Below are 12,614 nucleotides of genomic sequence, written 5' to 3'. Positions count from 1 at the left end.
TTGACTATGCACGACGGCGCACCAGCTGCCAAGCGCGTGGGATATAACAGATAAACGCGGCAAAACCGCTCCATACATGCACCATACGGGTAAACGGGAAGATCAAAAACAATGTCATGCCTAAAAATACATGAATTTTGACCGCACTTGACAATGGCGCAATATAAGCGGCAGCATCGCCACGAAAAGTCAGAATGCGTTGTGCATATTGCATCATGCTTTCCAGCTCACCGACCGCATTGCTGCTTGTCAAGCTGAGCGGAATCAGGCTTAAGCCGGCAAGTATAGTTACGAGCAGCCAGAACACAACCAATTTATCCCGCCATGTACTGATGGTTAAAATCCGTTGCATACGCAAGCGCCGGTGTATCAAAATTAATATCCCGGCAAGCGCCATCGTGCCGGACACCGATCCCGCTGCCAGCGCCATAACGTGATGCTGCTCTTGGCTGATGCCGAGCAGCTCAAATGCCCATAGCGGCGTGAGTAGCCCAGCAATATGCCCGCCCAACACGAGCAAAATGCCCACATGAAACAAGACGCTGCCTAAACGCAATTGCCCGCGGTGCAGCAGTTCGCTGGATTCGCTTTTCCAAGAGTATTGCTCACGATCGAAGCGAATCAAGCTGCCGATAAAAAAGACGCTCAGACAGATATAAGGATAAATTCCGAATAAAAATTGTTCGATATAATTCATTACTCTGCTCCTCGATGTTGTTTATGGGCACCTTCAGGATAAAATCTGATTTTAGTGCGCTCACTAAATGATCGATTAACTAAAGGCTCGGCGCCTGTCATATCCACGCCGAAAGTCCGCATCGCATCATCCATAGTGCGAACCGGCGGTTCAATCAGCGGTAACGGTTTAACCGGACTGAGCATCACCACGGTTTGTAACAACACGGCATAAGGCGAACTGTTAGCGGCTAACTTTTGTGCAATATGATTAATCACATGTACCGCATCGCCAAGCAGTTTAAGTGCGGGTTGCCGGTCGATTGCAGCCAAAAACTCCAGCAATGCTGGCAGATAATCCGGCAGCTCGTCGTCGCCCAGCTCAAAACCATACTTGCGGTATTCTTCTAACAGATCCAGCAAGGCGGCACCGCGATCACGATCCTCACCATGAATATGCTCAAAAATATACAGCGCATGGCTGCGGTTTCGATCAAAAGTCTGTACATAATCTTCCTGTAAAGTCAGTAATTTCGTTTCGGCAAGATGATCTAAAAAACCGATAAGTGCGGTGCGTTTCGGCGCAATTTCCGGTATCTGGTTTAGCGCTTCCCGTAATTCGGGCAGCACGTCGATCAATTCCTGCTCCGGATAGCACAGCAGCACCGAAATCCATTTAAACACGGGTTGATTTGCCATTAACGCACTCCTTTTTGGCGGTTCTCTTCAATGTCTTCCTGTCGATCTTTAAAAATAATCGGAATCCGTTTATTTCTGCCAAACAGACTTTCTTTACTGACACCGCCCGAACAGCCGTTGCCAAAACTGAAACCGCAAGAGGCTTTATCATTAAAGCTGTCTTCCACCATTTCTTTGTGACTTGCCGGAATCACAAAACGGTCTTCATAGTTGGCGATGGCTAAAGTGCGGTACATTTCTTCAATCATTTCAGCGGTCAGTCCGCTGCCGGCTAGACTTTGCGTTAACTGCTCGCCCTGTACGGTCTGTCCGCGTTTAAAACGGCGCATCGTAATCATTTTTTGCAATGCCGCACGAATCGGCGCGACATCTCCAGCGGTGAGCAAATTGGCCAAATAACGCAATGGAATGCGCATCTCTTCGACGCTCGGAATAATGCTGCCGTCACCGACAAAGCCGTTTTCAATCGCCGATTGAATCGGCGAAAGTGGCGGAATATACCAGACCATCGGCAAAGTGCGATATTCCGGATGCAGCGGAAAAGCAATTTGCCATTCCATCGCCATTTTGTACACCGGCGATTTTTTTGCCGCATCCAACCAGCTTTGGCTGATCCCCTGTTTTAATGCTTCGCGTTCAATCATCGGATCAGTCGGATCTAAAAATGCGTCAAGCTGCGCCTGATACAAATCCTGCGGGTTTTCTACGCCAGCGGCTTGGGCGATTTTATCTGCATCATAGAGCATCACGCCCAGATAACGAATGCGCCCGACACAGGTTTCCGCACACACCGTCGGCTCACCACTTTCGATGCGCGGATAACAGAAAATACATTTTTCCGCTTTTCCTGTTGACCAGTTATAGTAGATTTTTTTGTATGGACAGCCAGACACACACATGCGCCAGCCGCGGCATTTATCCTGATCGATTAGCACGATACCGTCATCTTCGCGTTTATAAATGCTGCCAGACGGACATGACGCTACACAAGTCGGATTCAGGCAATGCTCGCATAAACGCGGCAAATACATCATAAATGTCTGTTCGAAGGCTGCCAGCATCTCTTTTTGAATACCCTCAAACAGAACGTCTTTTGCCCGCTTTTCAAATTCGCCAGCTAAATCGTCCTCCCAGTTCGGCCCCCATTCGATTTTGTCCATTTTCTTGCCAGTTATTAACGACACCGGACGTGCAGTCGGCGGTGTGGTTAAGTGCGGTGCATTTTGCAAATGTTCGTAATCAAAGGTAAAGGGTTCGTAATAGTCGTCAATTTGCGGCATATTCGGATTGGCAAAAATATTCGACAGAATTTTAATTTTGCCCCCCTGTTTCGGTACCAGTTTGCCGTTCGCTTTGCGCACCCAACCGCCCTGCCATTTTTCCTGATCTTCCCAATTTTTTGGAAATCCGATACCCGGTTTGGTTTCAACATTATTAAACCACGCATATTCCACACCTTCGCGGCTGGTCCAGACATTCTTGCAAGTAACCGAACAGGTATGGCAGCCGATACACTTGTCCAAATTCAGCACCATGCCGATCTGCGCTCTGATTTTCATTTTGTCTTCCTTTTGATTTCAATTCGTTACTCTGTAGTCGTGCAAAAAGTGCGGTCAATTATTGCGCTGTTTCTTCCATCCAATCGACCTGATTCATCTTGCGTACCACGACCCATTCATCTCGGTTCGAGCCGACCGTACCGTAATAATTAAAGCCATAAGCCAAATGTGCATAACCGCCGATCATGTGCGTCGGCTTGAGTACCGCGCGAGTCACCGAGTTATGAATGCCGCCACGTTTTTTCGAAACTTCCGCGCCCGGCGTATTCACGATTTTTTCCTGCGCGTGATACATCACCGCCATGGTTTCGGGAATACGCTGGCTGACCACCACGCGGCAAGTTAACGTGCCGTTTGCATTAAAGACTTCCGCCCAATCGTTATCCTGCAAACCGGCACGTTTCGCATCCGCTTCGTTCAGCCAAATGTGCGGCCCGCCACGCCCTAAGGTCAGCATACGAATATTTTCCGAATAGGTGCTGTGAATGCCCCATTTCTGGTGCGGGGTTAAGAAATTCAGCGTAATTTCCCGGTTGCCGTTCGGGTAACGATGTAATAATTTTTCTGTCGTTTTAAAATTCACCGCCGGTTTATACACCGCAAATCCCTCGCCGAAGGCGCGCATCCACAGGTGATCTTGATAGAATTGCTGACGACCGGTTAACGTGCGCCATGGAATCAGTTCATTTACATTGGTATAGCCGGCGTTATAACACACTTCTTCGCTTTCGATGCCGGACCAAATCGGCGAGGTAACAATTTTACGCGGCTGTTCCACAATATCGCGGAAACGAATTTGCGTATGTTCGCTTGCCGAAACCAAGTGCGTATGCTCCCGCCCGGTGATATCGCTCAATGCCGCCCACGCTTTTTTGGCTACATGCCCGTTAGTTTCAGGCGCTAATGTCAAAATCATTTCAGCCGCGTCAATGGCGCTCTCTAGTTTAGGTTGACCTTTGCCTGCGCCCTGCGCCTGCACACCGTTCAGTTTGCGTAACAAATCCACTTCTTCTTGGGTATTCCACGCCATTCCCTTACCGTTGTTATTGATTTTCTCAAGTAACGGACCGACCGAGGTATATTGTTCATAAATCGCGCCGTAATCCCGTTCCACCACTGTCATCGCCGGCATGGTTTTACCCGGAATCGGTTCGCACTCGCCGAGCTTCCAATCCTTCGGATCAAACGGCTGCCCCATTTCCTGTGGACTGTCGTGCATCAGCGGGGTTAAGACAATGTCTTTGCGCACATCGAGGTAATCTTTTGCCAGTGCACTGAATGTTTTTGCCAGACCTTTATAAATATCCCAGTCGCTGCGACTTTGCCATAAGGGCTGTACCGCTTCGGTCAGCGGATGAATAAACGGGTGCATATCCGAAGTATTCAAATCATCTTTTTCATACCAAGTGGCGGTCGGGAAAATAACATCCGCATACAGACAAGTGGTGTTCATGCGAAAATCCAGACAAGTCAGCAGATCCAATTTTCCTTCCGCCGCCGGGCGTACTGTAATTTCGCTCGGCGTGATGCAGTCTTTTTCGTCGCTTAGCACGGCATTTTGCGTCCCCAGCAAATATTTTAAGAAATACTCATGCCCTTTCCCCGCCGAGCCCAGCAAATTGGAACGCCAGACAAACAGATTGCGCGGAAAGTTTTGCGGGTTATCAGGATCATTACAGGCAAGGTCAAGAGAACCGTTTTTCAAGCCGTTAACAATAAAATCTTGCGGATTTTCACCCGCACTTTCCGCCTGCTCAACCACATCCAACGGATTGGCGCCTAGCTGCGGTGCGCTCGGCAACCAGCCCATGCGCTCAGCTTTGGCGTTGTAATCAATCATTGATAAGGTTTTCATACGCTCATCCGCCGTCGGAGCTAAAATCTCGTCCGCGCCGAGCTTTTCATGCCGCCATTGGCTAGTATGGGCGTAAAAAAATGACGTACCGGTCATCTGGCGCGCCGGACGATGCCAGTCCAAACCGAATGCCAACGGCGACCAGCCGCTTTGCGGGCGCAATTTTTCCTGCCCCACATAATGACACCAGCCACCGCCGGAACGCCCTATGGTTCCGCACAGCATCAGCATATTTATTACGCCGCGATATGCCATATCCATGTGATACCAGTGATTTAAACCGGCGCCGATAATCACCATGGAACGCCCTTTCGTCACATCAGCGTTTTGCGCAAATTCGCGGGCAACCTGAATAACCAAGTCGGGATCGACGCCGGTATGTTTCTGCTGCCATGCCGGGGTATAAGGCTTGTCTTCATCGTAGCTGTTCGCCGCATTGTCATCCTGCAAACCGTTATCGACTCCGTAATTGGCGACCATTAAATCGAATACAGTCGCCACAAGTGCAGTTTCCCCATTCGCTAATTGAATCCGTTTCACCGGAACTTTATGTGCAATCAGCGCATCATTATCGGCACCGAAATAGCTGAACTGCACCTCAACGATGTCATCGGCGCAGGCTTTTAACGACAATGCTAATTGCACCGGTTTATCTTGTGCGGTCTGTTCCAGATTCCATTTTCGACTGCTGTCCCAACGAAACCCAATCGTTCCATTCGGTGCGACCAGACCGTCTGATTGCGTATCCCACGCCAAAACTTTCCATTCAGAATTTTTTTCTTCACTGAATTGAGCGGACAAATCGGAGGCGCGTAAAAAATATTTCGGCATCAGACCTTTTTCGGAGTGTTCAAGACGAACCAACATCGGCATATCCGTATAACGGCGAATATAAGACGTAAAATACTCGGAAGGATTATTGAGATGAAACTCTTTTAAAATAACATGTCCCATTGCCATCGCAAGCGCGGCGTCAGTGCCCTGCTTCGGCGCAAGCCAAATATCGCCGAATTTCGCCATTTCACCGTAATCGGAGGAAATCGCTACGGTTTTCGTGCCTTTGTAGCGTACTTCGGTATAAAAATGGGCATCCGGAGTGCGTGTCAACGGTACGTTAGAACCCCACACCAGCAGATAATCCGCATTATACCAATCGGCAGATTCGGAAACGTCCGTCTGCTCGCCCCACACCTGCGGGCTTGCTGGCGGTAAGTCGCAGTACCAGTCATAAAACGAGAGTGGCACCCCACCTAATAAGCCTAAATAACGCGTTCCGGCGGCATAGCTGATCATTGACATCGCCGGAATAGGCGAAAAACCGATAATACGATCCGGGCCATATTTCTTGATCGTATAAGCGTTGGCGGCAGCAACCATTTCATACGCTTCATCCCAAGTGGAACGAACAAAACCACCCAATCCCCGCTGTGATTTGTATGATTTGGCTTGTTGTTCATTTTCCACAATAGACGCCCAAGCCTCTATTGGTGATTGAGTGCTGCGCGCTGTACGCCATAATTCAGCCAATGCACCGCGTATCATGGGGTATTTGATGCGCTGTGCCGAATAAACATACCAGCTGAATGACGCACCACGCGGGCAGCCGCGCGGTTCATGATTCGGCAGATCAGGGCGGGTACGGGGATAATCGGTTTGCTGAGTTTCCCACGTAATCAAGCCGTTTTTCACATAAATTTTCCAACTGCACGAGCCAGTACAATTCACGCCGTGAGTGGAGCGGGCAATGCGATCATGCTGCCAGCGGCTGCGATAGCCGTCTTCCCAGCGACGATCATCGTTGATTAACGTGCCGTGTCCGTCGGCGAAGGATTCGCTCTTACGGCGTCTGAAAAAGGTTAAACGATCCAAGAAATGACTCATTATGTTTTCCTTCTTTTTGTATAGAATATAATCACTATACGCTCAAAACCATACAAAAAATACGCCTAATAAGTGTTACTGTTTATTAGGTATATTCAGTAAAATCAGCGTGTTAGGTTACGATTCAGGTAGTTATAAATGAGTAGTCGGCTAGGTAGAAATGGGTATGTTATCTGACAAAGATCAAAAAATATGCGAAATGCAAACCGGCACCTCCGCACTTTTCAGCCTGCTTTTTCGATGAAAACAACGTTGCATTTATCAACATGCACTGCGCATCAGTGGCATTGACACCGACACATGAGGGAGGAAGTGTTATTGAAGAGGAGATAAAGAGGTAAAAAAATCCGCGTGAATCCTAGCTGCGGGATATCACGCGGATGAGTGATTACAACGCTTCTATTGCCTGATATTGCTGTTTCAGCTTATCCAGACCGTCGCAGTAGCCCTGCATTTTTTCGCGTTCTTTGGCAATCACCGCTTGCGGCGCTTTTGCCACAAAGGCGTCGTTCGCGAGTTTATTTTCGATGCGTTTGACTTCATTTTGAAGTTTTTCGATCTCTTTATTCAAACGGCTCAGTTCCGCCTCTTTGTTAATAAAGCCCGCCATCGGCACAAACAGCTCCGCATTGCCCACCAGCTTGGTAACAGATAAAGGCACCTCAACACCTTGCGCCAATACGCTGATATTGTCCAGTTTTGCCATAGCCTGCAATAAAGTGCGGTTATTTTCGAGACAGTTTTGCTCGTTTGCAGTCACATTGCGCAATAACAGTTCCAGCCCTTTGCTCGGCGCGATATTGCTTTCGGCACGAATATTGCGCACCGCCACAATAATGTCTTTAAGCCAGTTGACTTGCGCGACCGCTTCGGCATCTTCAAGCGCACTGTCGTAACGCGGGAACGGCTGCAACATAATGGTATCGCCGTCCACTCCGGCAAAGCCTTTTACCTGCTGCCAAATTTCTTCGGTAATAAACGGCATGATTGGGTGTGCCAAGCGGAGTAATTTTTCCAACACTTTCACAAGGGTTTTACTCGCCCCACGTTTTTGTGCGTCTGTGCCGCTGGCGAAAATTGGCTTGGTTAATTCCAAATACCAGTCGCAGAACTCGTTCCACGTGAAATTGTAGATCGCATTTGCCGCCAAGTCGAAACGGTATTGGCTGAGTGCCGATCTAAATTCGCCCACCGCACGGTTAAAGGTGGATTCGATCCAGCGATCTGCAAGGCTGTATTCAGTGGTTGCCTCTGTCAGATCCAATTTGTCGTTGGTGAGTACAAAACGGCTGGCGTTCCACAATTTGTTGCAGAAGTTGCGGTAGCCTTCCAGTCGTTTCATATCCCAGTTAATGTCGCGCCCGTTGCTTGCCAGCGCCGCCAAGGTGAAACGCAGCGCATCAGTACCGTGTGCAGCAATGCCGTCGGCAAATTCTTTGCGGGTCGCTTTGGCGATTTTTTCCGCCAACTGCGGCTGCATCATATTGCCGGTACGTTTTGCTAACAAATCTTCAAGGCTGATGCCGTCAATCATATCGATCGGATCTAATACGTTTCCTTTCGATTTCGACATTTTCTGCCCCTGTTCATCACGGATAAGCCCAGTGACATACACGGTTTTAAACGGCACCTGCGGTTTACCGTTTTCGTCTTTGATGAAGTGCATGGTAAACATAATCATGCGCGCCACCCAGAAGAAAATAATATCAAAGCCGGTGATAAGTACATCAGTCGGATGGAAAATTTTCAATTCTGGGGTTTGTTCAGGCCAGCCGAGGGTTGAGAACGTCCATAAACCCGAGGAAAACCAGGTATCCAGCACATCTTCATCTTGTTTTAATTCCACTTCGGCATTTAACTGATATTTTGACCGCACTTCCGCTTCATCACGGGCGACATACACATTGCCTGATTCGTCATACCACGCCGGGATGCGATGTCCCCACCAAAGTTGGCGAGAAATACACCAGTCTTGAATATCACGCATCCAAGAGAAGTAGAGGTTTTCGTACTGTTTCGGCACGAACTGAATTTCGCCGTCTTCCACCGCTTTGGTTGCCACTTCTGCTAGCGGTTTGACGCTTACATACCATTGATCGGTCAGCATCGGTTCAATCGGCACGCCACCGCGATCGCCGTAAGGCACTTTCAAATCGTGCGGTTTTATTTCCTCCAATAAGCCCATGGCATCAAAATCCGCCACGATTTTCTTACGCGCCGCAAAGCGCTCCAATCCTTGATAGTCCGCCGGAATAAGTGCGGTGTAATTTTCGCAAATTTTGCCGTCTGCACCGATAATTTCCGCCTTATCGCGAATATCCGCATTTAAGGTCAGCACATTAACCATAGGCAAACCGTGTCGTTTGCCGACTTCGTAGTCATTAAAATCATGCGCAGGGGTGATTTTCACCACACCGGTACCGAACTCGCGATCCACATATTCATCCGCAATAATCGGAATTTCACGCTCTGCCAATGGCAGAATCACGGTTTTGCCAATCAGCGATTGATAGCGTTCATCTTCTGGATGCACCGCCACCGCCGTATCACCCAACATCGTTTCCGGACGCGTAGTCGCCACCACTAAATAATCTTTACCGTCGGCGGTTTTCGCGCCGTTTGCCAACGGATAACGGAAATGCCACAGCGAACCTTTACTTTCTTTATTTTCCACTTCCAAATCGGAAATTGCGGTGTGCAGCTTCGGATCCCAGTTTACCAACCGTTTGCCGCGATAAATCAGCCCTTCTTCATGCAACCGCACGAACACTTCTTTCACCGCATTGGATAAGCCTTCATCCATGGTAAAGCGTTCGCGCTCCCAATCCACCGAATCGCCCAATCGACGCATTTGTTGGCTGATAGTACCGCCCGAATGGGCTTTCCACTGCCAAATTTTATCAATAAAAGCCTCACGCCCGTAATCATGACGGGTTTTGCCCTCCTCGGCGGCGATTTTACGTTCCACCACCATTTGCGTGGCAATACCTGCGTGGTCGGTACCCGCCTGCCACAGAGTATTGTTGCCTTCCATGCGGTTAAAGCGAATCAACGTATCCATTAAAGTTTGCTGAAACGCGTGCCCCATATGCAAACTCCCCGTCACATTCGGCGGCGGAATCGCGATACAATAACTCGGCACGTCCGGATTACCGTTCGGTTTAAAATAACCTTGTGCTTCCCAATGGGTATAAAGTGCTTTTTCGACGGCGGACGCATTAAAGCGATCCGCCATTTGGAATGGTTTTGTCATGTTGTTTCTCTATTGTGTATAAATTCTTGTTAATCCGTGTTCAGCCACCAACGAACTTGAGTAATTTTCAGCTTTTAAACCCCAGTATCACTAAATCTTCAAAATGATCCTGCATATCAGCAACCTGCGGTAATCGGCCCCAGATTTCAAATCCCATCCGGTGTAGCAATCCCAGACTCTGAGCATTGCCGCCGAAGACAAACGCCAATAAGGTGTGCAAGCGGTAAGCCGGCATTTGCTCAATCAGAAAACTGACGCATTGCTTACCGATGCCTTTGCCTTGCACCGCCTTGTCCAGATAAAAACTCACCTCCACCGCGCCATCATAGGCGGCACGTTGATAAAACGGCGAATAGCTGCACCAGCCGAGCACATGATTATCCGCCTCATAAACCCATAAAGGATACTCGTTGCTGTTGCGATGAAAATCAAACCAATCTTGCCGGTCTGCCAGCGTTACCGGTTGCAAATCGGCGCTGACAGTGCGCCGCGCAATAACCTGATTGTAAATATCTAAAATACGGGGCAAATCATCGGCTGCGCTCAAACGAAACATCATCTCTCCTTATGTCTGCTCGGTACTCAGCTGCCAACCAAGCTGGCGATATTGTTTATAACGTTCGCGCGCCTGCGCTTTCAGTGCTTCTTCTGCCGGCACAAAATCAATCGCCTGATTGAACGCGGCGGCAAAATCCGGTACCTGCATTTGTAAGTTAATCAATAAATCCCGCCGCTGCGCATTGCGTTTATCACCCCAAGAAATCTCAATCGGCGTGGCGTATTGGGTGATTTCGCCGGATAAATTATGCGGAACAAACTGTTCCGGATCCCGCTGCCACAGCGCTTCATCAATATCCAGCGCCTGTGCCTCGGTAGCACAGGCAATCAGCACCCGTTTGCCCAAACGCCAAGCGGAAGCCGCCAAATCACAGGCGAGTGCCTGCGCGCTCTGCGCGTTATGCAGAATGTAAAACTGAGCGTGTTTTGACATACAATCATTACTCCAGCTTAGGCTGTTGTCCGTGGCGGACAACGAAGAAAAACGGGTTGTTAAACTGCAAGATTTTAGCGAAAAATCCGGTGAAGATAAAATATTAATTTTTTAAACGGGCAAAAAACCGACAGCTTTTACTAAGGTTCGGAAAATATTAAAAAATCCACCGCACTTTATGATCTAAATCACAAAACCGAAGTTTACAATTCCTCCTACATTCCATTCACCTCGCTGAAATGTTAGACTTGCCCTGTTTTCTTATATTTAACAAGAGGTAATTATAATGGAATTTCGTATCGAAAAAGACACCATGGGCGAAGTGAAAGTGCCTGCCGATAAATACTGGGCGGCACAAACCGAACGTTCACGCAATAACTTCAAAATCGGTCCCGCCGCCTCAATGCCGAAAGAAATTATTGAAGCGTTCGGCTATCTGAAAAAAGCCGCCGCCTATGCCAACTATGATTTAGGAGTTTTGGCGCTGGAAAAACGCGATCTGATTGCGCAAGCCTGCGATGAAATTTTGGCGGGCAAATTAGATGAGCAGTTCCCGCTGGTGATCTGGCAAACCGGTTCGGGTACCCAATCAAATATGAACCTCAACGAAGTCATCGCCAACCGCGCACATGTGCTGAACGGCGGTAAACTGGGTGAAAAATCGGTCATTCATCCGAATGACGATGTCAATAAATCCCAGTCATCCAACGATACTTATCCGACAGCAATGCATATCGCCGCCTATAAAAAAGTGGTGGAAGTTACTATTCCTTGCGTTGAACGATTACAAAAAACCTTTGCGGCAAAAGCCGAAGCATTCAAAGATGTGGTTAAAATCGGACGTACTCATTTAATGGACGCCACACCACTCACCTTAGGACAAGAATTTTCCGCCTATGCCGCACAGCTGCATTTCGGTTTATTGGCACTGAAAAACACCCTACCGCACTTAAGCCAACTGGCATTAGGCGGTACGGCGGTCGGCACCGGGTTAAACACCCCGAAAGGCTACGATGTGAAAGTCGCCGATTATATTGCGAAATTCACCGGTTTGCCGTTCATTACTGCGGAAAACAAATTTGAAGCACTAGCCACACATGATGCAGTGGTGGAAACGCACGGCGCATTAAAACAGCTGGCGATGTCATTATTTAAAATCGCCAATGATATTCGCCTGCTTGCCTCCGGTCCGCGTTCCGGGATCGGCGAAATTCTGATTCCGGAAAACGAACCGGGTTCATCAATTATGCCGGGCAAAGTGAATCCAACTCAATGTGAAGCGATGACCATGGTCTGCGCACAAGTGTTGGGCAACGATACCACCATTTCATTTGCCGGTTCACAAGGACATTTCCAGCTAAATGTATTTAAACCGGTTATGGCGGCGAACTTCCTGCAATCTGCACAATTGCTGGCGGATGCCTGTGTCTCCTTTGACGAACACTGCGCCGCCGGTATCGAACCGAACTATCCGCGCATTAAAATGCAGCTGGACAATTCATTAATGCTGGTTACCGCGTTAAATACCCATATCGGTTATGAAAATGCGGCAAAAATTGCGAAAACCGCACACAAAAACGGTACCACGCTAAAAGAAGAAGCGATTAATTTAGGCTTGTTAAGCGCAGAACAATTTGATCAGTGGGTGCGCCCAGAAGATATGGTCGGCAGTTTAAAATAAACCGTTCAGACAAAAATTAA

The 12,614-nt window shown here is 48.4% G+C and carries 8 protein-coding genes; 1 reads left to right on the top strand and 7 read right to left on the bottom strand.

Annotation, left to right across the window (positions count from 1 at the left end):
• Nucleotides 1-4: 4 nt before the first annotated feature.
• The 7 genes from narI to BN3349_RS04530 form a co-directional block, all read right to left on the bottom strand.
• The gene (gene narI / locus BN3349_RS04560; protein WP_040976191.1) at nucleotides 5-697 is read right to left on the bottom strand and encodes a respiratory nitrate reductase subunit gamma; all 693 of its coding nucleotides are present in this window, start codon (nucleotides 695-697) and stop codon (nucleotides 5-7) included.
• Nucleotides 697-1,374, bottom strand: coding sequence for a nitrate reductase molybdenum cofactor assembly chaperone (narJ, locus tag BN3349_RS04555; protein ID WP_040976190.1), 678 nt, complete (start codon nucleotides 1,372-1,374; stop codon nucleotides 697-699). The genes narI and narJ overlap by 1 nt, the downstream gene beginning before the upstream one ends.
• The gene (gene narH, locus BN3349_RS04550) at nucleotides 1,374-2,933 is read right to left on the bottom strand and encodes a nitrate reductase subunit beta (RefSeq protein ID WP_040976189.1); all 1,560 of its coding nucleotides are present in this window, start codon (nucleotides 2,931-2,933) and stop codon (nucleotides 1,374-1,376) included. Before narH ends, narJ begins: the two co-directional genes overlap by 1 nt.
• Before the next feature lie 58 nt (nucleotides 2,934-2,991).
• The gene (locus tag BN3349_RS04545; protein ID WP_040976188.1) at nucleotides 2,992-6,669 is read right to left on the bottom strand and encodes a nitrate reductase subunit alpha; all 3,678 of its coding nucleotides are present in this window, start codon (nucleotides 6,667-6,669) and stop codon (nucleotides 2,992-2,994) included.
• 388 nt (nucleotides 6,670-7,057) lie between these two features.
• A complete protein-coding gene (locus tag BN3349_RS04540; RefSeq protein WP_040976187.1) occupies nucleotides 7,058-9,922 on the bottom strand; it encodes a valine--tRNA ligase in 2,865 nt (954 codons plus the stop codon).
• A 67-nt stretch (nucleotides 9,923-9,989) separates the two neighbouring features.
• Nucleotides 9,990-10,481, bottom strand: coding sequence for a GNAT family N-acetyltransferase (locus tag BN3349_RS04535; RefSeq protein ID WP_040976186.1), 492 nt, complete (start codon nucleotides 10,479-10,481; stop codon nucleotides 9,990-9,992).
• A gap of 6 nt (nucleotides 10,482-10,487) precedes the next feature.
• Nucleotides 10,488-10,913, bottom strand: a complete 426-nt coding sequence (locus BN3349_RS04530; protein ID WP_040976185.1) for a DNA polymerase III subunit chi — start codon at nucleotides 10,911-10,913, stop codon at nucleotides 10,488-10,490.
• 286 nt (nucleotides 10,914-11,199) lie between these two features.
• Between BN3349_RS04530 and fumC the strand changes: the two genes are divergently transcribed.
• Complete coding sequence (gene fumC / locus BN3349_RS04525) at nucleotides 11,200-12,594, top strand: class II fumarate hydratase (RefSeq protein WP_032108785.1); 1,395 nt, start codon at nucleotides 11,200-11,202, stop codon at nucleotides 12,592-12,594.
• Nucleotides 12,595-12,614 lie beyond the last annotated feature (20 nt).

The organism is Necropsobacter massiliensis (assembly GCF_000827595.2).
Classification (GTDB): domain Bacteria; phylum Pseudomonadota; class Gammaproteobacteria; order Enterobacterales; family Pasteurellaceae; genus Necropsobacter; species Necropsobacter massiliensis.
The sequence above is the reverse complement of the archived record's forward strand: the minus strand, read 5'-3'. Positions and strand labels throughout refer to the sequence as shown.

Excerpts from the sequence above, each read along its gene's own strand:
- narI (WP_040976191.1), bottom strand. The coding sequence starts at position 697 with ATGAATTATATCGAACAATTTTTATTCGGAATTTATCCTTATATCTGT.
- narJ (WP_040976190.1), bottom strand. The coding sequence starts at position 1,374 with ATGGCAAATCAACCCGTGTTTAAATGGATTTCGGTGCTGCTGTGCTAT.
- narH (WP_040976189.1), bottom strand. The coding sequence starts at position 2,933 with ATGAAAATCAGAGCGCAGATCGGCATGGTGCTGAATTTGGACAAGTGT.
- BN3349_RS04545 (WP_040976188.1), bottom strand. The coding sequence starts at position 6,669 with ATGAGTCATTTCTTGGATCGTTTAACCTTTTTCAGACGCCGTAAGAGC.
- BN3349_RS04540 (WP_040976187.1), bottom strand. The coding sequence starts at position 9,922 with ATGACAAAACCATTCCAAATGGCGGATCGCTTTAATGCGTCCGCCGTC.
- BN3349_RS04535 (WP_040976186.1), bottom strand. The coding sequence starts at position 10,481 with ATGATGTTTCGTTTGAGCGCAGCCGATGATTTGCCCCGTATTTTAGAT.
- BN3349_RS04530 (WP_040976185.1), bottom strand. The coding sequence starts at position 10,913 with ATGTCAAAACACGCTCAGTTTTACATTCTGCATAACGCGCAGAGCGCG.
- fumC (WP_032108785.1), top strand. The coding sequence starts at position 11,200 with ATGGAATTTCGTATCGAAAAAGACACCATGGGCGAAGTGAAAGTGCCT.